The organism is Caballeronia sp. S22, assembly GCF_964261745.1.
In the GTDB taxonomy this organism is placed as follows: domain Bacteria; phylum Pseudomonadota; class Gammaproteobacteria; order Burkholderiales; family Burkholderiaceae; genus Caballeronia; species Caballeronia jiangsuensis.
The window spans coordinates 1395234-1417675 of sequence record NZ_OZ180036.1; the positions used below are offsets into that span (position 1 = coordinate 1395234).

The window sequence follows — 22442 nt, forward strand, 5'->3', positions numbered from 1 at the left end:
CTCGAAACCATTGAGTCGTTTGATTTGCATTCGGCTGCCGCCCTGCCGCAGGTAGTGACCGAAGCGAATGTCGAGCGGAACTTGATCCGCCCCGGCGCGCCCGCTGATACGCATGACGGCCAACGCATTAGCCGCAGCGCATCATCCGGGCCGCTCGATGCGGCCCGGAAAGGGTGAGATAGCGGCGAATACGACGCCGGTTATTTCGACAAACTCGGGTGCGGCCTGTACTGGCCTGTCTCCATCAACTCCGCAGCGGCAAGGGCCTGCGGTGTCCAGCGCAAAGTCGCGCGCGTTTCCAGCAGCCACGCCTGATAACTCTCAGGGACATCCTCCGACGGCCCGTGGTGGATAACGCCCTTTGGCACACAGGTCAACGTGCCTGGTTCCGTGCAACCGCCCCATGCGCCGGGGCCTCCCACATAACAGATCACCTCGTCGAAATCGGCGTTGATGTGCACGGGTGGCCGCCCTCCGGGACGCGCGCTGAGATTGAACATCAGCAGGTCACCCGTGCTCGATGACAGAAACTGGCTAGGCGGGCCGCCCTCGGGCAGATAAGCGTGAACCTGGATATCGGCAAGGTTCAGCTTCCATACGGGCACGGACTCCGACAGACGCACACCAAGCGCAAGCGGATCATGCGGCAACATGAAGACCGTGTTCTCGGGGTCGAGGGTTTTCAGCACCAGCCGCGTCGGGCCGCCGGCCGGCATGGCGGGGTCGATATCGGCAAACTTCAGGTCGCGCGCAACATTGAGCAACCCGCTTGGCGCGGGCGGCGTGAGCTTCAGCGCCGAGGGACTTTCGACAATGACGCTTCGCATGGCATCGCCCGTCGGTCCATATCGGTACGCGACTGAACGCGGAATGCAGACGAAGTCCCCTTCGGTCGCGGTGAGACATCCCACCTCGGTTTCGAACCTGACCGTGCCAGACTGAACAAAATGAAGCTCGTCCGCTTCGACGTTGCGCACCACGTATGGCATGGGCTTGCGCCGTCCGGACGCATGCAGTCTGACGCCCAGCCGGGAGGTCGCCACGGTGGTCGGAAGCGCCTCCGGGTCGTCCTGATCATCCGGCGTCAAGCGATCAAGGACGGCTCGCCGCGGTGCGTGCGGCCCCTGCACGGAAAGATATTCAGGCGCGTACGTCGGCCGGGTGACAACTGACAGCGCCCCTTGAAATCCATCACGGCTCCAGAGTTGAACCGGCGGGGGCGCTGCATCATGCGGATTGCCACTCATCTATCCACCTCCTTCGCTCTAAAACACGCCTGCATCGCCACACACGTCACCCGGTCGATGTCGGCAAAAGAATTCAGTTGCACTTGGTGTGCCCGCGACTCGATCGTCTGGTCCATCAGCGCAATGTGCTTCATGCTTTTGATGACCGTAAAATAGATCGATTTACATCGAATGATGCAGCTGAGAACAACCCGCGTCAAGAGTACTAGGGAATCCCCCTAGGCGATACGGAATCGCGAGTTGGCACTTAAGCCGCCCCCCTCGTTACGAGGTGACGATGAACCTCGCGGTCGCAACGACTCGCTCCGGATAGTCAGTCCAGAGTCGTATCGTCCTGGGACATCTGGATCAGATTCTTTTCAATCTGATGTGCCACTCTCCAGAACACCTGCATGTCCCGGTCCGAAACCCCGTCGAGCGACGTCGACATCATGTCTACGAGTTGCGGCAACATGCCGTCGACGAGCCGCCTACCCTCGTCCTTGAGCGTGACGTAGTACTTTCTTCGGTCCTTGGGATCCCGAATCCGTTGCACCAGTCCACGTTTTTCCAGGTTGTCGAGCGCCGGCACCGCGGTCGTCGAGGCAATACCCACTCGCTTGCTCAATTCGAGCTGATTCAGCATGCCACGCTCGGCCAGCACGCGGAGGTAGTACCAGTACGAGATGGCAAGGTTCTCCCTATCGAGGATTTTCTGGCCCTCTGCATCATAGAGCCGCCGCATCGTCCTGGTCATCCATGGGACGGTTCGGCCACGGTCATCAAATATTTCAGGGGACAGCTTGGAGGATCCGTTCGCAGGGGCCTTGCAATCCAAAGCTGTTTCATCAGCGCTGAGACTCGACTTGGACATTTCCACGTTCCTTTATGTATGGCCAACCGGGGCAGAATCCGCTCCGCACAATCGATAGTCAGGGCACACCCTACCCTCAAAGCCCTTACGTTGGATTATACTTTAACATATGATTCGATGTCGATTGAGTACTGATAGCATAGCTACTTTACCCAGCAGACCGAGCGACACCCGACCAGCAGCCGTCGGGGCCAATCGAAACGCAGCGCTACTCAGGGTTGAAAGCACCATGCAACGAAAAATCCTCATACTTATTCTCTGGCTCATGCCGACCGTACTGCGTATCGCGGCGCGAAAGTTCCCGTCCATGCGCGCGCATCTGGCGACAGGAAGCGGAGTCATTCAACTGCGACTCAGGGACAACACACTTTCGAGGCAGCTCCATTTCCAGAACGGCACCGTATCGGGGAGCTGGGGTGTGAATTCGAAACCCGACGCGGAGCTTGTCTTTATGGACGTGGCAACAGCTCGTCAGATGCTCGCGCCGAACACCGATCATGCGTTCCTCATCGATGCACTTAAGAACTTCAAGATCACGCAGGGTGGAAGCGACCAAAAGCTCGTGTGGTTCGGCCAACTCGTCAACACGATGAAAACGGCCGCGTGGCGAAAGGGCATGGCCATGAAAGACGGCACCACCCGCTATGTCACCCTCACGAATGGTGGACCCGTGTTCGTCTTCGTCAAGGATGGCAAGATCGTCCGCACCACGCCCATCGATCTCGAAGAAGACGATGGACCGAGCTGGAGTATCACGGCGAGAGGCCGTCGGTTTTCACCGGCACGCCGCGCGACGGTCAGCCCGCACGCCCTCTCCCTCAAATCGCTCGTGTACTCGGAAAAGCGCCTTCTCTATCCGATGAAGCGCGTCGACTTTGACCCTTGCGGTGAACGCAATCCCCGGAATCGCGGGATTTCTGGCTATGAACGGATTAGCTGGGACGAAGCGCTGGATATCGTGGCCGGAGAAATCCGCCGGATGAAGCAAGATTACGGTCCCGGAGCCATAGCCATGGTCACGGGCGCACATCACCAGTGGGGGAATATCAACTACTACCTGAGCGCATTCCTGCGCTTCGGTAATCTGATTGGCTTCACTCGCGTCGAACCGAGTCCGATCAGTTGGGAAGGCTGGTACTGGGGAGCCATGCATCACTATGGCAACAGCTTGCGCCTGGGCACGCCGAGCTTTTACGGCACGACTGAGGACTGCCTTCAGCATGCCGAGGTCATCGTGTTCTGGTCGAGCGACCCCGAATCGACCAGCGGGGTATATGGAGGATTCGAAGGCACTGAGCGCCGGCTGTGGGCCAAGCAGCTTGGCATCGAATTCGTACACATTGACCCCTATCTGACGCACTCCGCGCAGTTCCTTGGCGGTAAATGGCTGCCGATCAAACCTGGCACCGACTCGGCGCTCGCAATCGCGATCATGCATGAATGGATCGTGAACGACAGCTATGACAAGGAATACGTGGCATCCAAAACAACCGGATTCGATGAATGGAGTGCCTACGTCCTCGGCAAAGAAGACGGAGTACCGAAAACGCCGGAATGGCAGGAAGCGGAAACCGGCGTGCCCGCCAAAGACGTCTACAGTCTTGCGCGATTGTGGGCGTCGAAAAAGACCTATCTTGCGGCGGGTGGCCTGGGCGCGGGTTTTGGTGGCGCCTGCCGCACCGAGACGGGTGCTCAATGGGCGCGAAGCGTCGTCATGATGATGGCAATGCAAGGATGGGGAAAGCCCGGGATCAACTTCGGCAACTTGCAGATCGGTGCGCCGCAGGATCTCAACTTTTACTTCCCCGGCTACGCCGAGGGTGGCATCTCGGGTGACCTTAACAACACTGCGAGCGCGGCCAACAACTATTGTCGCATGCCCCACATCATCACGATCAACCCGGTCAAGCAGGCCATTCCCCGACAACGGCTCGCCGAAGCCATCGTGGATGGGCACTCGCACGGCTACGCGTGGGATGGCTTCTCAATGGAAGGGCAATTTGCTGAATACGCTTATCCGAAGCCAGGCCATTCCCGCATTCACATGCTGTACCGCTACGGCTCGTCATCCTTTGGCACAACGCCGGGATCGAACAGGCTCGTTGAAGCGTATCGTCATTCATCGCTCGAATTTATCGTCAACCAGTCGATCTGGATGGAGAACGAGGCTCAGTTCGCAGACGTCATTCTGCCCGCGTGTACCGCACTCGAACGTGATGACATCTCCGAATGGGCGAACTGCGGCGGCTACATCCAGCATGCGCAGAGCCAGCTCAATCACCGTGTGGTGACCATGCAGCATAAGTGCATCGAGCCTCTCGGCGAATCGAAGTCGGACTATCAGATCCTTTTGGATATCATGACGCGACTCGGATACGGCGGAATGTTCTCGGAAGGCGGTTGCTCCGAACTGGCCTGGTGCGAGCGGATGTTCAATTCAACCGACTTGCCCAAACAAACCACCTGGAAGAAGTTCCTCCGAAAGGGCTATCACGTCGTACCGCCCCCGAAGGATGACGACAAGCCGCCTGTCGACATGCGTTGGTTTGCGGAAGGAAGACCCAAGGATTTGCCAGAGCCGAATCCACTGCCTGCCGCCTACTCGCTCGGCTTCGGCGACGGCCTGCCGACACAGTCGGGCAAGTTCGAATTCGTGCCGTCGAGCCTTCGTCGTATCGAACAGATCGATCCCGCAAGGCCCGCCGTCAACCGCTACATGAACGGTGCCAGCACCGGCGAGCAACCGTTTCCGCTGCAGCTCGTGACCAATCATCCCGTCTACAGCTTCCATACGCATGCGGACGGAAAGAATAGTCACGTGAGCATGATCGACGAACACCGGATGGAAGTCGACGGCTATCGCTATTGGGTTCTGCGATTGAATGCACTGGATGCTCAGACTCGGGGTCTGCAACGTGGCGATCTGGTGCGGGTCTACAACGCGCAAGCGTCAGTCATCTGTGCCGTGGACGTCTCTCACCTCGTCAAGGCGGGTGTGACGCGCGGCAACGAGTCCTGTGCCGAGCTCGACATGATCGAGACTTCGTTGGGTCTGGTCGATCGTGGAGGCTGTCTCAATCTACTCACGCCTGGGAGAAAGATGAGTCGGACAGCGGACGGAATCATGCCAAATACTTGCTGGGTAGAGGTGGAAAAATGGAATTCAAGTCTGGAGAAGGCAGCGTGAACACTTGGGCATTGGTCATTGACGTGTCACTCTGCATCAATTGCCGAAACTGTGTCCTCGCGACAAAGGACGAGTACACCGGCAACGCCTTTCCGGGATATTCGGCGCCACACCCGCCGGAAGGCCTCGAAACGATCCGGATCGAACGTCACGTCCGCGGAGAGGGTGCGCTGGTCGATGTCACCTATATCCCGAAGACCTGCAATCACTGTGACAACGCACCCTGTATCAAAGCGGCACCGGATGGCGCGATCTACAAGCGCCCGGACGGCGTCGTGATGATCGATCCGGTCAAGTCGCGCGGCCGCCGCGATCTGGTCCGGACATGTCCTTACGGCATGATCGAATGGAATGAGCAGGAACAAGTTCCGCAGAACTGGAATTTCGATGCGCACCTGCTCGACGCCGGCTGGAAAGAACCCCGCTGTGCGCAGGCCTGTCCCACCAAGGCGATCCGCGGATTCAATGTCCCGGACGCCCAATTGGCAGACATGGTTGAGAAGGAGCGCCTTTCGGTAATTCACCCGGAGTTCGGCACCAGGCCGCGCGTTTTCTACAAGAGTCTGGATGATGCGCTAAGCCATCTCGTGACGGGCAACGTCTGTGAGGAACGAGACGATGGCAAACTGCGCAATCTCGAGGATGCCGAAGTCATCCTCCGGGACGCCGCCGATGCAAGCGAGCGCACAACCAGGACTGACCCTTTCGGTGACTTCCGTTTCACCGGCCTTACGGCGCCATCCTCGCAAGTTGAGATTCGAGTGCGAAAAGATGGAACGGAAAAAGTTGTCGCTACACAAGATCGTACGGGGAACCTCAGCCTCGGCACATTGTTGTTCTGAAGCCCTGGCTCCGAAGCGAGCGCGAAAAACCGGATTGAACCAGCCATGTTTTACCGTCTAGTGTGAGGCACACTGAGTCCCCGTACTTCAGGTGCCACACAGTAACCCGCTTGGAGACAAGCCTCGTGAAACTGCTACACGTAGATTCCAGCATCCTTGGGCAAGGATCCGTCAGCCGTGATCTGTCAGCGCATGTCGTCGCGACTTTCCGGGATCGCCATCCCGAGCTTGCCGTCAGTCGTCTCGACCTTGCTGCAACGCCGATCGGCCATCTGACCGCGGCGCATCTCACAGCCGCGCAAGACGCGCCCCTCGACGACGCGTTGAAGTCCGACATCGCCCTGGGCCAGGTGGCGCTCGAGGAATTCCTGGCCACCGATATTGTGGTCATCGGCGCGCCGATGTACAACCTTGGGGTGCCTTCTCAACTGAAGGCCTGGATCGATCGCGTCTCCGTCGCCGGGAAGACGTTCCGCTATGGCGAGCACGGCCCGATCGGACTGTGCGGCGGCAAGAGGCTGGTCATCGCCTCGTCGCGTGGTGGCGTGTATAGCGACGGATCGGCCGCCGCCTTCTTCGATCATCAGGAGACGTATCTGAAGGCCGCCTTCCGCTTTCTTGGCATCACGGATATTACTTTCATCCGTGCGGAAGGCGTGGCGATGGGTGAACAGGCACGCAGCGGAGCCATCGCCTCGGCGAAGCGAGAGACCGCCGCACTCGCCGCGTGAGGCGGCGTCGGGGCAGCCACGCTGCCCCGTATGCGATCTGTTTTACCGATCAGATCTTGAAGCTTTCAAGGCTCGCCGGATGAAACAGCTCATGCGGCTGCAGTCGCCGGCTGGAAAGCCCCTCCGCATGATGCTGGGCAAGGAAACGGTCGATCGTCCGCTCGTTTTCCGCAAAGCCGTATGGCCAGAAATCGAAGCCCATTAGCTTGCGCGCCGCCCGCAACTGGTCTTCGACGAACGGCAGCGTCACCTTGGTCGCCCCGGTCTCGCTGAGCCGCGTAAGCGCGAGGGCCTTCGATTTCTCGAATGCCTTGACGAGCGCGCCCGGCAGCCATGGATGTTCGTCGGCAAGTGTCTTCCTGACGCCGAGCGTGTGCATGATCGGAAACAGCTTGGTGCGCGAATACCAATCGGCGGCGGTCTTGTGCGGATCGTCAAACAGGTATCGGACCTGAGGATGGCCCTGATCGAAGCAGGAAGGCGCTCGTGGCCCGATTACTGCGTCGATCTTCCCTGCCGCCAGAAGGCTGGAAATGGTTTCGCCTTCGGGGGCGTCTTCAATCCGGACGTTGCCCGGCAGGTTCAACGCGATCTTTTCGACGCGCGTCGGATCTTCGTAGCCTCCGCGCACCCAAGTAACATCCGAGGCCTTGACGCCGTACTCCTCTTCGAGAAAGAGTCGGACCCAGACGTTCGCGGTGAGCTGGTATTCGGGTACGCCGATGCGTTTGCCTTTCAGGTCTTCAGGCTTTTCGATTCCCCGATCTGTTCGTACATAGATAGCCGTATGCCGGAAGGCCCGTGACGGAAAGACTGGCACAGCGGTATAGGGCGAGGTGCCCGCGGCAGTCTTGACCGAGTAGCTGCTGAGCGAGAGCTCGCAGATGTCGTAGTCGGCGTGCCGAAACGCGCGAAAAAAAATCTCCTCAGGCTCCTGCAGCATGAAGACCGGATCGACTCCGTCGATCTGGACATCTCCATCGACCAGCGGACGCATGCGATCGTAGTTACCAACGGCGATGGACAGCCGAAGTTTGTGATTTCCCATAATCTCCTCTCCTTTATGCAGGACAATCGAAACGAAGACGTCGCTACCAGCCTGGTCAAGCGACTGAAAGGTCTATTAGAACGTCATCGTTTGATACTATATCGAATCATGCGTATACACACAATACATCGCAAGTTGTTACCCGTCAGCATGAGCACGTGCACGCGAGGCCGCCAAACTGTCGAAACCGCGAATCGTCTGAGAATTGAAGGTGGTCTAAAATATATAAGGATTGGAAACCGATAAGCCGGAAGCGGGCTTGCGACTCATCGGCCATGACTATGGTTGATCGGGTCGCTGGCCCGGGTAGATGACTTCCGGCGTCCAGTTCTCGCGCGGTTGAGCGTACAGATCCCAGAACGCCTGAGCGACACCGCGCGCTTCGGGAGAGTCTGCCGAAACGAATGTCGCCACAGTGACGGAAGCGACGTGGACGCCCCGCTCCTTGAAATTGTCGAAAACCGCATACGCCAGGTTTTTGATCCCGGCCTTGCCAATTCCAAGTAACAGGTAGTCGGGATGCGGGTGTGTGGCCAATGCGCCGCCAGTCAGCAGGATCGCACCACTTCCGCGCGCCAGCATGCCGCGCGATGCCGCTTGCGTGGCCACGAGCGCCGCACCGATGTTCACTGTCAGATCGGGCACAAACGTCTCGATTGATTGCGTCTCGATCGAATCGGAATGCATCGACGCCGAATTGAAATGCAGAACGTCGATTGCACCGTACTCCGCTTCCGTTTCGCGAACGAGCTGAAGCACACTGTCCAGATTCCCGGCATCGACCGACCTGATGCCAACGGTGTAACCCTCGTTCGACAATCGCGTGGCCCTCTCGGCAAGATTTTCGGGATTGCGCGAGGTCAGGATCACGCGGAAGCCTTCTTGCGCAAAGCGCGTGGCAGTCGCGATTCCGATGCCCGGCCCTGATCCAATACTGAGAAAAGTCTTCACTGTTAGGCTTCCTATTAGTTATGAAAAGGTGTTATCAAAGCTCGGGCCATTCGGCACCGGTACGTCAATCGGTATGCACGAACGCGTCGCTGAAGAAGTCGTCTTCTGGCAAGCCGGCCTTCAGGAAGGTCTCGCGTGCGGCACTCGTCATCGCCGGATTCCCGCATGCGTACACCTCATATCCTGCAAACGAGCCGAAGTCTTCGAGCACGGCTTCGTGCACCAAACCACGTCTTCCCGTCCAGGCTTCATCCGGCTCGGACAGCACCGGCACGAACTGCACGCGGGCGCTGTCGTGCCACTTCTGTGCGAGCGCTGAGAGATAGAGGTCTTCGACCCTGCGAGCGCCCCAGTACAGGTACAGCGGCCGCTCCACCCTGCGCTTGAGTGCGTCTTCGATGATCGATTTCACCGGCGCGAACCCCGTGCCTGTCGCGAGTATCAAAGCCGGCCTCTTCGACCCTTCGCGCAGCGTGAACTCTCCAAACGGCAGTTCGATGCGCAGCCGGTCGCCCTTCGCGATGCTGCCGAGCACGTCTTCGGAGAAACGTCCGCCGGGCACGTGGCGCACGTGCAGTTGCACGCCGTCGTTTTCGTGCGGCGCATTTGCCATCGAATAGTTACGGCGCGTGCCATCGTCAAGCTCGACCTGCAGATATTGGCCGGCACCGAACTTCACTCGGACGCCCGCGGGCAGCCGCAACTGAAGGATGGTGACGTCGTCTGCTGGCTGCGTGATGCGGTATACCGAGGCCTCAAGCGTCTTGCGCGCTACGGGGTCGCGCTTCTCGATGCGACGCGGCGCGATTGTCAAGTCCGTGTCGGGGCGCAGACAGCACAACAGCGCCCTTTCGGCTGGGGCGGCCACTGTTCCCTGAACCGGAGAGCGCCCCTCGCCCGTCACAAGGCGTCCTTCGCAGGATGAGCAGACGCCCTTGCGGCACGAGTAAGGCACCGCGTAGCCGGCCCTTTCGGCTGCGTCGAGGACGGTTTCACCTGTCGTGCACGAGAACGTTATATCGCTGTCAGCGACGAAAATCTGAAAATCCATGATATGGCCTCGATAACTTGTCGACCGTCGTCGGGCAAGGTTTGGAGTGACTTCGCGGGGATCACAGGGGCAACGCGAGCAGGGTATCGACACGCGAGCTATCGCACACGACGATGCGCTCGCGCAACCGCACACTGGCCTCTTCGCGCACGTATACATCGCAATATCGACCCGTTGCGAACAGGTCGGTGGTTCCGTCGCGCATGACGCGCGCAACCATGAAGGACGTTTCGCTGTGTGCCTCCACGCCGTCGTCATGGATCACATACGGCTGCCCGAGCAAATGACGGTAGACGTGCCGTTCATAGATGTTCGCATCGCGCAAGGAGGCGACCCTGTCGACCAGCATGCCGTATGAGGTCGCGTAGATCATGCTGCCCACGAGACCACGGCGATGGTTGTCGGCAGTCGTGACCCTGTAAAGACATGACTTCGTGAAGAACCCGGGCCACTGCCCGAGGTCGCCGTCGTCGATGCAGCGTGCGTATTCGGCCTGCGCCCGCGCGATCAGTTGATGAATGTCCTGCGTCATCGTCAATATCCCATTGCGTTACGGTAGGCCTTCCAGAATCCGCGAATCGAGGCTTCGGTTACGCGGCTGGCGCTGCTTGTCGTGCCTTCGCCGCCCATCTCGATCACTGACCGTGCGTCACTGGCCCCATCGATGCCACGCTGCACGAAGCCGCCTACGCAGCCATCCTCCATAGAGACATAACCCGCCGGTCCGACGAGATTCGACTGGAGCAGACGCATTTCCCGCAGCTCCGGTGTATCGTCCTCGAAGCCGAGATAGGTCCAGTTCAGTTCGGTCTGCCGCGCACCACGCGGCAGGATCTGCCGCACTGCAATGGCGTTCTGAATCTGCTGTAGCACGAAGCCCGGAAACACCGAAAGGATCTGCAAAGTGACGCCGTCACCGAATTCGTCGGCGCCCGCGAGGATCGAGGCGTCTTCGAGGCTGTGGCCGCTCTCCGAGCGGATCTTCTGTTCCGCGTAGCCGTCCGCGGCCGTTTGCTCCGCTGCCTCAGCAGCGTGATCGACCGCCGAATAGCTGACGTGATGCCCACCGCTGGCGTCGACTATGATCCCGCCGCGCTGGGACAGCTTGTTTAACTGGAATGTTGTAAAGAAAAGATGCAGGATACTTGCGTGATAGGAATCCTTAACGTTCTCGACATAAAGCTTCCAATTGTTCGGCAGCATCTGCGTGAAGCGGCCGAGCACGACTGGCGAACGATTTTCAAGCACGCGCGCAATGCGTTCGACGATCTCCTCGCCGAGATATTCGTCGAGTGGCGGTACATCGTCGGAGAAGCTGCCGAACACGAGACCATGCAGCGTGGCGACGCGCAGCTTGCGCAAGCCGTGATCGCCGAGGCAGAAGTCTTCCTTCATGCCGCCCTGGCCGTTGACACCGTCCTGAAACGCAACGCCGCATAGATCGCCCTGCAGACTGTAGGTCCAGGCGTGATAGACGCAACTGAAGTCCTTTGCGTTGCCGTGGTCCTCCAGGCAAACCATCGCGCCGCGATGAGCGCACCGGTTTTCGAATGCATAGAGCTCGCCGTCCGTGTCGCGCGTGACGACCACCGGAGCATCGCCGACGAACGTACTGCGGAAGTCGCCTGAACTCTGCAACTCCGCTTCGAGGCAGAGATAACTCCAGTGCGGACCACGAAAGATCGCTACCTGTTCATCCGCATATACATCTTCGCTCTGGAACAGTGCATAGGGTACGCGCGTGACGCCCTCGACGGGCCACTGGACAGTGGCGCGGGGCGCCGGTTGAATGGGGATGATGTTCAAGTCGCTGACTCCATAGCTGGCGTTTGCCGAACGCAAGATTCCGAGAGACCGAGTCGAGGCCGTCGTTGACAGCCCGTTTTCGATGTGTTCGAATATCGTACATTGTTCGATATTGGAACCAATATGACATCCATAAAAAGGCCTGTCAATACGCGAACCGGTGACTCGTCGCCTGTGACGGATGGAGACGCGTCAACCGAGAGCCGGGCGAAGGAAGGAATGGGGGGACTAGCGAAGGGGTTGGCGATCATCGAAGCCTTCGGCGCGAACACCACACGCATGACCGTCTCTGACGCCGCGCAACTGGCCGAATTGAGCCGCCCCGCAGCGCGGCGTTGCCTGCTGACGCTCGTCGATCTCGGCTATCTCGCGCACGACGGAAAATTCTTCACGCCGTTGCCGCGCATGCTGAGGCTGGGTGGCGCATACCTCAGCACATCGTCCTTACCGCAGATTGCGCAACCCCTTTTAGCGATCGCGCGCGACAAGCTACAGGAGTCCGTGTCACTGGCCGTGCTGGACGAGGGTTATGCCGTGTTCATCGCACGCGCCGAGGCAGTGCGTATCGTTTCGACGGGCGTGAAGCTCGGCGGTCGCCTGCCCGCCTATTGCTCAGCCACAGGGCGCGTTCTGCTGGGCGATCTGCCTGAACAACAGACGCGGGCACATCTGGAAAGCGTGCCCATGAAGCGCCTCACTAATCGCACAGTGGCGAATGTCGACGGCGTGCTGAAGGCGATCCGGCGCGCGGTGGTGGACGGTTACGCGATCAGCGACGAAGAGTTGGAAATTGGTATGTCGGCGATGGCCGTACCGGTGAAGAACGGCGCCGGGCAAGTCGTGGCGGCGCTGAGCGTGAGCGTTTTTTCGGGGCGCGTGAGCATCGAAACACTGCGAGAAAGTTTTTTGCCGACGCTACGTGAGACGGCCGGGCGGTTGCAACGCTCGCTGTAAAACGCCTTGTAACACGGACTTCCCTACGCTGTCCGAGATCGAACGAAGCGTTACAGCAACGTGGCGAGGTGACGCCGTGCGATCTCGAGTTCCGGCAAGAGGTGCTCCACGACACCTTCGCGGCTCATCCGACTCGTGGAGACCGAGAGGCTCATCGCTGCAATCATTTCTCCGCGTGCATTCCTGATCGGAACAGCGATTGAGCGTATACCGATCTCCAGTTCTTCATCGATGATCGCATACCCGTGTCTACTCGCAAACTCGATCTCCTTCATGATGCTGCTGGTCGTTGTCCGGGTATGAGGCGTCAGCGCAGGACGCGCCATTCTGTTCAACATGAATCGCACCTCGGCAGATGGACGGCCTGACAAGAGAACGCGGCCGGTGGCGCTACAGTAAGCAGGCAGGCGCGAGCCAACGCCGAGACCGCTGGACAGGCTGCGCCGGTGCGTCGAGCGCGCGACGAAGACTGCATCCTGCGAATCCAATACGGCGATCGATGCAGACTCTTGCGTACGCTCGTTAGTGATCTCCAGGACAGGCTGTGCGATCTTGGTCAAAGGGTCCGAGACAACATACGCGTAGCCCAGCCGCAAAGCGCGCGGCGCGAGAACATAGCTGTGACCGTTCTGCGCGGCATAGCCCAACCTGCACAAAGTTAGCAAACTGCGCCGTACCGAGCCCTTCGTATGGCCGGTTATCTCCGCAGCCTGTGTCAGTGTCAACGGCCCTTTTTTCATCCCGAATGCTTCGATGATGGATAGCCCTTTTTCCAGCCCCATCACGTATTCCGGCTCGCTTTCAGGTGATTCTTTTGCGCCTGTCTTGACTGCCATAGATCCTCGCAGAATTCGAATTCCGTACAAACGTCCGGTATCCGGACAGTTTAGTCGATATCTTTGACATCTGATGATGTATGGAGCGGAATGTCAATCGAACGCCCTCAACCTTGCGTGAGGCCGTCCTCATACTGACATCCGAATCTTATGAACTGCGAAGGGAAATATGAAACCTGAATCACCTAAGCGCCTCATCGTCACGGGCGGCGCCAGCGGCATTGGCTATGCCTTCAGCGAGCACCTTGCGCAGTTGGGGCACCGCGTAGTCATCGCCGACTTGCGTGGCGCCGAGGAAGCCGCGACACGGCTTCGTGAGTCCGGACATCAGGCCATCGGCGTGCGAACGGACGTCGTCAGCGAGACGGACGTTGCGGACATGGCCGCCGCAGCGGTCTCGGAGTTCGGTGGAATCGACGGTCTGATCAATAACGCCGCGCTATTTACCACCCTGACACTCAAGCCGTTTGAGCAGATCACCAATGAGGAGTGGATGCGGGTGATGGAGGTCAACACGCTCGGCCCCTTCAACTGCGCCAAAGCGGTGTTGCCGCAACTTCGACAAAGCGGTCGAGGTCGGCTGGTGAATATTGCATCGACCGTACCGATCAAGGGGCCGGTGAACATGGCGCACTACGTGGCCAGCAAAGGCGCCGTCATTGCCTTCACGCGCGCGCTTGCGCGGGAACTGGCGAAGGACAGCATCACGGTGAATTCGATTGCGCCAGGCTTCACGCTCAGCGATGGCGTGCTGCAGACCGATCTACACGATCGCATTGGTGAAAATGCCCGTACTGCTGGCCGTTGTATTCAGCGCGACCAAGTGCCGGCAGACCTCGTGGCAGCGCTCGCCTACCTCGTGAGTGACGGTGCGAGCTTTGTCACCGGTCAGACCCTCGCCGTGGACGGCGGTAGTGTTTTCCTCTGAGCTGGAACGCCATGAACACCACAACCGCACCTTACGAAACACTCGCGCTCTACATCAATGGCCGATTTCTAGTCGCCGACGGGCGGCCGGAACAGGATGTGATCAACCCCGCAACTGGCAACGCGTTTGCCCGCTTGCCACACGCCACGCCTCAGGATCTGGATGATGCTGTGAGCGCAGCGGCCGTCGCATTCCAGATCTGGCGGCGCACGCCTGCAATCGAACGTTCAGCGTTGCTGCGCCGCGTTGCTTCCTTGATCCGGGAACGGGCCCCACAGATCGCTCGTAACATTACGCTCGACCAGGGCAAGCCCCTGAACGAAGCCATTCTGGAAGTTCAGAGCTGTGCCGAGCACGCCGAATGGCATGCGGAGGAGTGCCGGCGAATTTATGGGCGCATGATCCCGCCACGCGCGCCAGGCGTGCAGCAGATGGTCTCGCGGGAACCCATAGGGGTTTGCGTTGCGTTCACACCCTGGAATTTCCCCTTCAACCTGGCGCTCCGTAAGGTCGTCGCTGCCTTGGGCGCAGGGTGCACAGTGGTCCTCAAGGGCCCGGAGGAATCGCCAAGCGCGGTGGTGGCGCTGGCGCGCATTTTCCACGATGCGGGTTTACCGGCCGGATGTCTCAACATCGTGTGGGGCGTGCCCTCCGAGGTCTCCAGACATCTCATCAACGCCCCCGCGGTACGGAAGATTTCGTTCACCGGCTCGATCTCCGTTGGCAAACAACTGGCGTCACTCGCCGGCGCGCACATGAAGCGCATGACCATGGAACTCGGCGGCCACTCACCCGTGCTGGTGTTCGACGACGCCGACATCGAAGGAGCAGCGCGATTTCTGGCGGGTACCAAGACACGCAATGCCGGTCAGGTCTGCATGGCACCAAGCCGCTTCTACGTGCACGAAAAGGCCTATGAGCGATTCGTGGATGCCTTCGCTGCCGAATACGCGCCACTGCGCGTTGGAGACGGCCTTGACCCCCGGACCCAGATGGGACCGCTGGCACACGAAAGGCGCGTCGAAGCGATGGAGGCGTTGGTGACGGACGCGCAAGAACGCGGTGCTTCACTGATTTGTGGCGGCGGTCGTCTGGCCGAGAAAGGGTATTTCTTCGCCCCGACAATTCTCACCGGCGTGCCCGACAATGCACGCCTGATGGTCGAGGAGCCCTTTGGACCGGTTGTGCCGGTAACGACATTCACAACCGCCGATGAGGCTCTGTCACGAGCCAATGCGCTGCAATACGGGTTAGCCTCCTACGTTTTCACCAGTTCGATCGCGACCGCCGAATACGTTGCTGGCCGTATCGAAGCCGGAATGGTTGGCATCAACCATTTCGGCCTTGCACTTCCCGAGACGCCGCTGGGTGGCGTGAAGGATAGTGGCATGGGCAGCGAAGGAGGCAGCGAAACATTCGACGCCTACCTTGTAACCAAGTTTGTGTCGCAGGCGAGTCGCGTTCCCTGACATGAGCACGACCCGCTCCTTCGTTGGCGCCGCCGTACCGGCAAGGTTTGCTGTTGCGGCGGACGCGACTAAAACAGTAGTCTTCGCTGGCCCGTTTTAGATCGGGCTGCCTTCCATCCTCTCCCCCAGCTCAGCCTCAGCTTGTGAGCGGAGGCGCAAGCACCCGCGCCGTCTCAGCGCTTTACACGAAGCAAATCCGGTCCGCACCCATCAGGTTCAACAACGTCCGCACAGGGACTTTCCCCAAGAGTGCTTGACTTCATTCGTCCCGGCAAACATTATTCGATATGAATCGATCTAATGACGCATCGATTCATATGGGTTAAGTGTCGGTCCCGGCACACGGATATTCCTTTTCTCCAATCGAGTTGCTCCATCACTCATCCATCACCGACGGCGAGGATCACCATGTTCTTCAAGCTTCGCGTTTCGCAGGCTCCATTGCAGGAAGTGCAACGCTCTCATGCGGACGGTCTCGAGAACCGTCGCGATCGATATTGGCCTGGCAAGTATTTTTCCTCAGCCGCGAAGATGTGCACCGGACTGCTTCTCTCCCTTGGTTTCATCTGTACCGCCCACGCGCTGGAAGATTCCGTCACCAACCGCCAAGGCGATATCACGCCGATGTGCGGCACGAAGCCAATGATAGTCGGCGTATCGGATGGCTACGGCGGCAATACCTGGCGCAAGACGGGTCTCGCTGAAGTCAAGGACGAACTGAGTCGATGCAAGAACGTCACACGGGTCATCTACAGCAACGCTAACGGCGATCCGCAGAAGGCGAATTCCGACATCAACAGCATGGTCGCGCAGGGCATCAACGTCCTCGTTCTGCTTCCTGACTTTGGCGCGGTGCAGCTTCCCGCAATGCGGGCAGCCATGAAAGCCGGCGTCGCGGTGGTCCCGTATTCGGCTCAGATGGCTGGCGTGCCAGGCCGCGACTACGTCATAAACGTGGTCGGCGATACGAAGCAGATCGGTGTCTTGTGGGCCGACTGGCTCGGAACCACACTCAAGAAGGGAAATGTCGTGTTCATGGGAGGCTCGCCTGGCGCGACCACCTCTCAGAACTTCATGGATGGCCTGAGAGGCGGACTCAAGAAATACCCGGATCTGAAGTTGCTCAACGAGCAATATGTCGTGACGAACTGGAATCCTGTCGACGCACAAAAGGCCACCGTCGGTCTCATCGCGCAATATCCGAAGATCGATGCCATCGTGACGGATGGCGGCGAGACCGCCCTGGCCGCCGTCAAGGCATTCGAACAGGCTCACCTTCCGGTCCCCGCGATCGCCACGATAGCAAGCGACAACCAGGTGAACTGCCATTTTGTCGCGGCGAAGCAATCGGGCAAGCCCTACCCCTACTTCACGCTCGATGGCACGACAACCTACGTACGCTTCGCGGTACGCCAGGGTGTAGCCGCATACCAGGGAACCGTCAACAAGGAATCTCCTTCGATCCTTCCGTTCGCGTATGCAGATAGCGCAAAGGGACTCGACCCCAAATGCGACCCCACGGCTCCGCCGGATGCCGACCTCACTTCCGCGCTCCCACCAGAGAAATTGAAGGCTGTGTTTGAGCGCTGATAGCCGAGGACGCGCCACGCCTGCGCGAGAGGGTTATCGACAGGAAGCACCGGAATCCGCGCAAAATTCATCAGGGTATTCACTGAAAGCCTTGATTTTATTGATTCCATATCGCATGATTCGATATACAGTAATCTTGTGAAGCACAGTATCCGCTGCATCGATTTGTCTGGACGAAGTCGACGCGCGCCGGCGCGAGCCGCCGAGTCGTATTCAGTTAGATTTTTTCGTGGGTTCGAAAGGCTCATGGACCCAAATTTACTACCTGTGTCGAGGATCATCATGATGGAAAAACTGCCGCTCTGGGAAGCCGCCAAACGCGAATTGGAGGAGTATCAATTCATTGCAGGAGCCGACTTGCAGCCCAAGTGGAATGTGTCGGAGAAAATCGCAATCAACGCCGCGGTTTCGGGACGCTTCGACGACACGTCGTCTTTCCAGGCGTATGTGGATGAAGCAACCGCCGTGATCGAAGCGGGCGCCTGCGGGGTCCACATCGACTTTTCATTCATGACCGACGCGCAGGGGCGTCGCATGGATCGCGATTACCTCCCGGTCGAAGCCTATAAGCAGGTTATCGAGCCGCTGCGAGCTCGCTTCGGCAACGATTTCGTCCCGAACGTGAACGTGCTGAACGGCACCACGTTCGACATGTGCTTGAGTCCCGCTCGTGAAGGCCTGACGGAAGTCGCACCGTGTGCGCCGGGGCATCCTGAGGCCTTCGCGTTGCCGGCTGTCGCGACGCTCGAGGAAGTCGGCGTCAAGCCAGAGCTGGCGGTTCACAGCTCGGGTGAAATCGAACTCGCCAAGCGCAAGCTGATCGATACCGGCGTTCTGAAGAAACCGTACAACTGGTTGATCTTGTATGGGCTGCCGTTCAACGTCGGCCGGACACTCGTGTCGGGGACCTGGGTCAGTGACGCGCAGGACATGACTCAACACCTGTTCCTGATGGTCGACCAGATCCGCAAGATCGATCCGACCTCTGTGATCAGTGTTTGTGCGGCCGGTCGCGCTAGCCTGTACATGACGACGCTCGCGACGATGATGGGTCTGCATATCCGCGTCGGCACGGAAGACACGCCCTGGAAGTACCCGAATAGCGACGAGCGCCTTAAAAGCAATCTCGAGATGTTCACAATGGCGCGCGACATCGCCGGCCTGCTCGGCCGCAAACCGGCAACGGCCAATGAATATCGAGAGCTGATCGGCAAACCCGCGCGAACTTGAAGGTATTGCGCGGCCATGTTCACGCACGCGACGGCGGTTCATGACGAGCAGTAGAGGGTGACGGATATGAGTTCCACACAGACGAAGCCCTCTCTGCAAAGCAGACATCGCCGTACCGGGTTGGCCATGGTTCGACCGTCTCGCCACTCATGAAAGTGGTCGCCAAGTCCTCGCGGAATGAGCACGCGCGACGGAATGGATTGCGCTCTCTGTGGGTCGAACCACACACCACAGCGGCGCGGAAGCGATTTGCCTGAGGCACGGCGATTCAACCAAGGAGATCGAAGTTGGAAGCGAAACTTCAGCAGCTACTAGATGAAGCCGAGATTCGCCGCGTTCACATCCGGTATTGCCGCGGCATTGATCGGATGGACTGGGATCTCGTTCGGTCGTGTTATCACCCGGACGCGATTGACAGGCACGGCGCCTATAACGGAAGTATCGAAGGATTCATCGACTGGGCAATCAAACTATTGCCGAGCTTCGAATCGACTCAACACTTCACCGGCAACCAGTATGTCGAGGTGCACGGCGATGTGGCGTTTGCGGAGCACTATGCCCAGGCCCACCATCGCGCGAAACCCGACGGCGACAAACCGGCGATGGATTGGGTGGTGAACATTCGCTACGTGGACCGAATGGAGCGGCGCAAGGGTGAATGGCGTATCGCCGATCGGTTGGTCGTGCTCGATTCGCAGCGATCGGACCCTGTTCCCGAAAGTCTGGCGCCGCTCGAGAATTTTACAGTCGGTCGCCGCGACAAGGACGATCCTTCGTACAAGTATCAGGTCGTTTGACGGGGGGCCGTCTTTGACCGCCCCCATATCGCCAGAGTTTGAGAGCACGCGCTCAAGATTGAAGCTATGCGTAAAGATTCCAGGAGGAAGCAATGGAAGGGAAATATCGTGTCGGCATTGTCGGCCTGAGTCCGGGACGCGGTTGGGCGGCTACCGCCCATATTCCGGCCTTGCAGACCATGTCCGACATTTTCGAGCTCTCTGGTGTGGCGAATACGAGTCTCGCGAGCGCGCAAGCGGCCGCCGCCGCATTCAACATTCCGCGCGCGTTCAGGAGTGCGGCAGCGCTGGCCGCGTCGCCGGACATCGATATCGTCGTCGTCACCGTCAAGGTTCAGCACCACAAGGAAGTCGTTACGGCGGCCTTGCTGGCAGGCAAGAGCGTGTACAGCGAATGGCCGCTTGGCAACGGACTTGAGGAAACAATCGCACTTGCCGAACTCGCCCGCGAAAAGAAAGCATTGGCCGTCGTGGGCGCACAGGCCATCGCGTCCCCGGAAGTGCAGTTCATGCGCAAGCTCGTCGCGGACGGCAAGATCGGCGATGTCCTCTCTTCGACGTACATCGGCTCAGGTTTCAGTTGGGGCGACGACATCCTGCAGGGTGACGCCTATGCCATGGACAACCGGAACGGCGCCACACTGCTCTCCGTGATCGGCGGGCACGCGATCTCTGCTATCGATGCGGTCCTCGGCGACGTCGAACAGATCGACGCGGTGTTGTCGCAACGCAGGCGAACCGTGCGCATCATCGAGACCGGAGAAACTGTCGAGATGAAAACGCCCGACCATCTCATGGCGAACGCGATTCTGCGCTCTGGCGCCCCGCTGTCACTACAACTTCGCGGTGGCGTGCCGCGTGGGATGAAGCTGCTGTGGGAGATCAACGGAAGCGAGGGCGACTTGCGCGTCACCGCAAAAAACGAGTACGTCCCCGCGATCAACATCTCTCCGCTGCGCATCGAGTTCGGACGCAAAGGCGAGAGCGGTTACGAAGAACTCGACGTCCCGGATCCGTTCCCAATCGACGTAGGCGACGCCGTTGCTGCGCGCAATGTCGCGGGCGTTTACCGGTTGATCGCTGATGACCTGCGGCACGGCACCCGCACGGCGCCCAGCTTCGACCATGCATGCGACCTGCACAAAGTGCTCGATGCAATCGAGCAGTCGAGTGAAACGGGAAATCGGATTACGTTAGGCGAGTAGCAAGCCAACGCGGCTGGCGCACGCAACGCATCCTGATAAGGAACGAGCAGATATGAGTGTGCAGCCTCCCCTCCTGATTCGAGCGGAGCGCTGCGTTCAGCGTGCGATGCGGCAATGTTTGCGGAGGCAGTTTGAAGACACGCGCGAGGGCGGGGACAGCGTAGTCGTGCGGACACGAAGGACGAAGAAACTAGTCAGTCAACGATCGTATCGCCTTGTGCCATCTGAATCAGGTTCGCTTCGATGTGGTGCATGACCTTCCAGAAGACGCGCATGTCCCTTGGCGAGATTCCGTCGAGCGAACCCGAAATCATGTCGGTCAACTCGGGCAGCATCTGATCGACGAGACGCTTTCCTTCATCCTGTAGGACAACAAAATACTTCCGCCTGTCATTTGGATCCCGGACTCGCCTCACCAGACCGCGCTTCTCCAGATAGTCGAGTGCGGGGACTGCGGTCGTCGACGCGATGCCTACGCGCTTACTCAGCTCAAGCTGATTGATCTCGCCGCGTTCAGCCAGCACGCGAAGGTAATACCAATATGCAATCGGAATACTCTCCCTGTCGAGTAGCTTCTGCCCCTGTGCATCGTAGAGACGATGAATCGTCCGTGCAATCCACGGAACGGTTCTGCCACGATCATCAAAAACGTCTGAAGGTCTCGTCGCTGCTGCCTCTGCTATCTTTGGAGCGCTCTTGGCTGCTGCGACCGCGGATGCGTTAGATTTAGGCATTCCCTTGTTCCTCGCCATGACATCGAGCCATCGGCCGCTATTATTCGTTCGACATGGATTCAGCTAAAGTGAGATCATACTACAGGAATAGTAACGCCTCGATGTATCCGGAGGCGAAGCAAAGCTGACAGCCGCGATCACGACTTCAATCGCGGCAGGCGGTACGCCTCGTAAGCGAACGGCCGCATGAACCACTGTCGCCTCAAGTGGCCAGGAAACCCCCGTCGACGACCAGTTCGGTTCCCGTCACGAAGGATGCCTTATCCGAAAGAAGCCAGACGATCGCAGGGGCAATCTCCTCCGGAGCGCCGATTCGTTCCAACGGATGACTGGCTCTAATCTTCTCGATCAGATCGGCGAATTGCGGGTCGGACACCAGCGCCTGAACCATTGGCGTGTTCACCGCACCCGGGAGGATGGCGTTGACCCGGATTTGCTTTTCTCCATAGTCGACCGCGGCGCCCTTGGTGACCCCCAGCACGCCCGCCTTGGAGCCGCAGTAGTCGGCCGCGTTGCGCATCGCCACGCGGCCCAGCGTGGATGAGGTATTGACGATCGAACCACCACCCGTCGATAGCATGGCGCGTATCTCGTGCTTCATGCAAAAGAACACACCGTCGTAGTTGACCGACTGAATCCGCCGCCATTGCTCAGCTGTCAGTTCGTGAAGTGGAACGTTCGTCTGGGAAAGACCGGCATTGTTGAATGCACCGTCTAGCCGGCCATACTTGCTCAATGCCGCCGCTACGAGTGCTTCGACCTGTTCTTCGCGGGCTACATCGGTCGCAACGAAAATCGCGTCACCGCCTGTGCGCCGAATCGCCGAGACTATCTCTTCCCCACCTGCAACAACAATATCGCCGACGACAACGCGCGCCCCCGCGATGGAGCACGCCAACGCCGCCGCGCGCCCGATTCCGGAGCCGCCACCGGTGACGATGATGGTCCTCGCTTCAAGATCGCGATTCATTTCCGTGCCCTTC

General features: G+C 59.2%; 20 protein-coding genes. 10 read left to right on the forward strand and 10 right to left on the reverse strand.

Going from position 1 to position 22442, the window contains the following annotated elements; genetic code table 11:
• Positions 1–200: 200 nt before the first annotated feature.
• Together ACEN42_RS21825 and ACEN42_RS21830 are read right to left on the reverse strand one after the other, a co-directional pair.
• Entirely contained in the window at positions 201–1247 is a 1047-nt protein-coding gene (locus tag ACEN42_RS21825) for a homogentisate 1,2-dioxygenase (RefSeq protein WP_371881439.1), read from the reverse strand.
• 313 nt (positions 1248–1560) lie between these two features.
• On the reverse strand, positions 1561–2100 hold the full coding sequence (locus ACEN42_RS21830; RefSeq protein ID WP_371881440.1) for a MarR family winged helix-turn-helix transcriptional regulator: 540 nt from the start codon (positions 2098–2100) through the stop codon (positions 1561–1563).
• 229 nt (positions 2101–2329) lie between these two features.
• Here ACEN42_RS21830 and ACEN42_RS21835 point away from each other — a divergent pair, with 229 nt between their 5' ends.
• The 3 genes from ACEN42_RS21835 (at position 2330) to ACEN42_RS21845 (ending at position 6860) form a co-directional block, all read left to right on the forward strand.
• Complete coding sequence (locus ACEN42_RS21835; RefSeq protein WP_371881441.1) at positions 2330–5287, forward strand: molybdopterin-dependent oxidoreductase; 2958 nt, start codon at positions 2330–2332, stop codon at positions 5285–5287.
• Positions 5257–6129, forward strand: coding sequence for a 4Fe-4S dicluster domain-containing protein (locus ACEN42_RS21840; protein ID WP_371881442.1), 873 nt, complete (start codon positions 5257–5259; stop codon positions 6127–6129). The genes ACEN42_RS21835 and ACEN42_RS21840 overlap by 31 nt, the downstream gene beginning before the upstream one ends.
• Positions 6130–6254: 125 nt before the next feature.
• Positions 6255–6860, forward strand: coding sequence for an FMN-dependent NADH-azoreductase (locus tag ACEN42_RS21845; RefSeq protein ID WP_371881443.1), 606 nt, complete (start codon positions 6255–6257; stop codon positions 6858–6860).
• Positions 6861–6909: 49 nt separating this feature from the next.
• On the opposite strand, the gene ACEN42_RS21850 is transcribed toward ACEN42_RS21845, so the two are convergent.
• The 5 genes from ACEN42_RS21850 to ACEN42_RS21870 all read right to left on the reverse strand — a co-directional run bounded on the left by ACEN42_RS21850 (position 6910) and on the right by ACEN42_RS21870 (position 11716).
• Complete coding sequence (locus ACEN42_RS21850) at positions 6910–7908, reverse strand: ABC transporter substrate-binding protein (RefSeq protein ID WP_371881444.1); 999 nt, start codon at positions 7906–7908, stop codon at positions 6910–6912.
• Positions 7909–8187: 279 nt separating this feature from the next.
• On the reverse strand, positions 8188–8859 hold the full coding sequence (locus ACEN42_RS21855; protein WP_371881445.1) for an SDR family oxidoreductase: 672 nt from the start codon (positions 8857–8859) through the stop codon (positions 8188–8190).
• A gap of 64 nt (positions 8860–8923) precedes the next feature.
• Entirely contained in the window at positions 8924–9910 is a 987-nt protein-coding gene (locus ACEN42_RS21860; RefSeq protein ID WP_371881446.1) for a 2Fe-2S iron-sulfur cluster-binding protein, read from the reverse strand.
• A 61-nt stretch (positions 9911–9971) separates the two neighbouring features.
• Positions 9972–10442 (reverse strand): aromatic-ring-hydroxylating dioxygenase subunit beta, encoded by a 471-nt coding sequence (locus tag ACEN42_RS21865; protein ID WP_062265447.1) that lies wholly within the window; start codon positions 10440–10442, stop codon positions 9972–9974.
• Positions 10443–10444: 2 nt separating this feature from the next.
• On the reverse strand, positions 10445–11716 hold the full coding sequence (locus ACEN42_RS21870; RefSeq protein ID WP_371881447.1) for an aromatic ring-hydroxylating dioxygenase subunit alpha: 1272 nt from the start codon (positions 11714–11716) through the stop codon (positions 10445–10447).
• 123 nt (positions 11717–11839) lie between these two features.
• Here ACEN42_RS21870 and ACEN42_RS21875 point away from each other — a divergent pair, with 123 nt between their 5' ends.
• Positions 11840–12670 (forward strand): IclR family transcriptional regulator C-terminal domain-containing protein, encoded by an 831-nt coding sequence (locus tag ACEN42_RS21875; protein ID WP_374191189.1) that lies wholly within the window; start codon positions 11840–11842, stop codon positions 12668–12670.
• Between the two features lie 50 nt (positions 12671–12720).
• On the opposite strand, the gene ACEN42_RS21880 is transcribed toward ACEN42_RS21875, so the two are convergent.
• On the reverse strand, positions 12721–13506 hold the full coding sequence (locus ACEN42_RS21880) for an IclR family transcriptional regulator C-terminal domain-containing protein (RefSeq protein ID WP_371881448.1): 786 nt from the start codon (positions 13504–13506) through the stop codon (positions 12721–12723).
• A gap of 169 nt (positions 13507–13675) precedes the next feature.
• On the opposite strand from ACEN42_RS21880, the gene ACEN42_RS21885 reads away from it, so the two are divergent.
• The 6 genes from ACEN42_RS21885 to ACEN42_RS21910 all read left to right on the forward strand — a co-directional run bounded on the left by ACEN42_RS21885 (position 13676) and on the right by ACEN42_RS21910 (position 20725).
• Entirely contained in the window at positions 13676–14434 is a 759-nt protein-coding gene (locus tag ACEN42_RS21885) for an SDR family NAD(P)-dependent oxidoreductase (RefSeq protein ID WP_371881449.1), read from the forward strand.
• A gap of 11 nt (positions 14435–14445) precedes the next feature.
• A complete protein-coding gene (locus tag ACEN42_RS21890; protein ID WP_371881450.1) occupies positions 14446–15903 on the forward strand; it encodes an NAD-dependent succinate-semialdehyde dehydrogenase in 1458 nt (485 codons plus the stop codon).
• A 408-nt stretch (positions 15904–16311) separates the two neighbouring features.
• Positions 16312–17493, forward strand: coding sequence for a substrate-binding domain-containing protein (locus tag ACEN42_RS21895; RefSeq protein WP_371881451.1), 1182 nt, complete (start codon positions 16312–16314; stop codon positions 17491–17493).
• A 282-nt stretch (positions 17494–17775) separates the two neighbouring features.
• A complete protein-coding gene (locus ACEN42_RS21900; protein WP_371881452.1) occupies positions 17776–18723 on the forward strand; it encodes a 3-keto-5-aminohexanoate cleavage protein in 948 nt (315 codons plus the stop codon).
• Between the two features lie 287 nt (positions 18724–19010).
• The gene (locus tag ACEN42_RS21905; protein ID WP_371881453.1) at positions 19011–19520 is read left to right on the forward strand and encodes a nuclear transport factor 2 family protein; all 510 of its coding nucleotides are present in this window, start codon (positions 19011–19013) and stop codon (positions 19518–19520) included.
• A 92-nt stretch (positions 19521–19612) separates the two neighbouring features.
• Positions 19613–20725, forward strand: a complete 1113-nt coding sequence (locus tag ACEN42_RS21910) for a Gfo/Idh/MocA family protein (RefSeq protein ID WP_371881454.1) — start codon at positions 19613–19615, stop codon at positions 20723–20725.
• Between the two features lie 194 nt (positions 20726–20919).
• On the opposite strand, the gene ACEN42_RS21915 is transcribed toward ACEN42_RS21910, so the two are convergent.
• Both ACEN42_RS21915 and ACEN42_RS21920 read right to left on the reverse strand, forming a co-directional pair.
• Positions 20920–21459: a MarR family winged helix-turn-helix transcriptional regulator gene (locus tag ACEN42_RS21915; protein ID WP_371881455.1), complete on the reverse strand. Its 540-nt coding sequence runs from the start codon at positions 21457–21459 to the stop codon at positions 20920–20922.
• A gap of 202 nt (positions 21460–21661) precedes the next feature.
• A complete protein-coding gene (locus ACEN42_RS21920; RefSeq protein ID WP_371881456.1) occupies positions 21662–22429 on the reverse strand; it encodes an SDR family NAD(P)-dependent oxidoreductase in 768 nt (255 codons plus the stop codon).
• Between the last annotated feature and the right edge of the window lie 13 nt (positions 22430–22442).

Coding starts and splice junctions, on each gene's coding strand:
- ACEN42_RS21825 (WP_371881439.1), bottom strand. CDS start 1,247: ATGAGTGGCAATCCGCATGATGCAGCGCCCCCGCCGGTTCAACTCTGG.
- ACEN42_RS21830 (WP_371881440.1), bottom strand. CDS start 2,100: ATGTCCAAGTCGAGTCTCAGCGCTGATGAAACAGCTTTGGATTGCAAG.
- ACEN42_RS21835 (WP_371881441.1), top strand. CDS start 2,330: ATGCAACGAAAAATCCTCATACTTATTCTCTGGCTCATGCCGACCGTA.
- ACEN42_RS21840 (WP_371881442.1), top strand. CDS start 5,257: ATGGAATTCAAGTCTGGAGAAGGCAGCGTGAACACTTGGGCATTGGTC.
- ACEN42_RS21850 (WP_371881444.1), bottom strand. CDS start 7,908: ATGGGAAATCACAAACTTCGGCTGTCCATCGCCGTTGGTAACTACGAT.
- ACEN42_RS21860 (WP_371881446.1), bottom strand. CDS start 9,910: ATGGATTTTCAGATTTTCGTCGCTGACAGCGATATAACGTTCTCGTGC.
- ACEN42_RS21865 (WP_062265447.1), bottom strand. CDS start 10,442: ATGACGCAGGACATTCATCAACTGATCGCGCGGGCGCAGGCCGAATAC.
- ACEN42_RS21875 (WP_374191189.1), top strand. CDS start 11,840: ATGACATCCATAAAAAGGCCTGTCAATACGCGAACCGGTGACTCGTCG.
- ACEN42_RS21880 (WP_371881448.1), bottom strand. CDS start 13,506: ATGGCAGTCAAGACAGGCGCAAAAGAATCACCTGAAAGCGAGCCGGAA.
- ACEN42_RS21885 (WP_371881449.1), top strand. CDS start 13,676: ATGAAACCTGAATCACCTAAGCGCCTCATCGTCACGGGCGGCGCCAGC.
- ACEN42_RS21890 (WP_371881450.1), top strand. CDS start 14,446: ATGAACACCACAACCGCACCTTACGAAACACTCGCGCTCTACATCAAT.
- ACEN42_RS21895 (WP_371881451.1), top strand. CDS start 16,312: ATGTTCTTCAAGCTTCGCGTTTCGCAGGCTCCATTGCAGGAAGTGCAA.
- ACEN42_RS21900 (WP_371881452.1), top strand. CDS start 17,776: ATGATGGAAAAACTGCCGCTCTGGGAAGCCGCCAAACGCGAATTGGAG.
- ACEN42_RS21910 (WP_371881454.1), top strand. CDS start 19,613: ATGGAAGGGAAATATCGTGTCGGCATTGTCGGCCTGAGTCCGGGACGC.
- ACEN42_RS21915 (WP_371881455.1), bottom strand. CDS start 21,459: ATGCCTAAATCTAACGCATCCGCGGTCGCAGCAGCCAAGAGCGCTCCA.
- ACEN42_RS21920 (WP_371881456.1), bottom strand. CDS start 22,429: ATGAATCGCGATCTTGAAGCGAGGACCATCATCGTCACCGGTGGCGGC.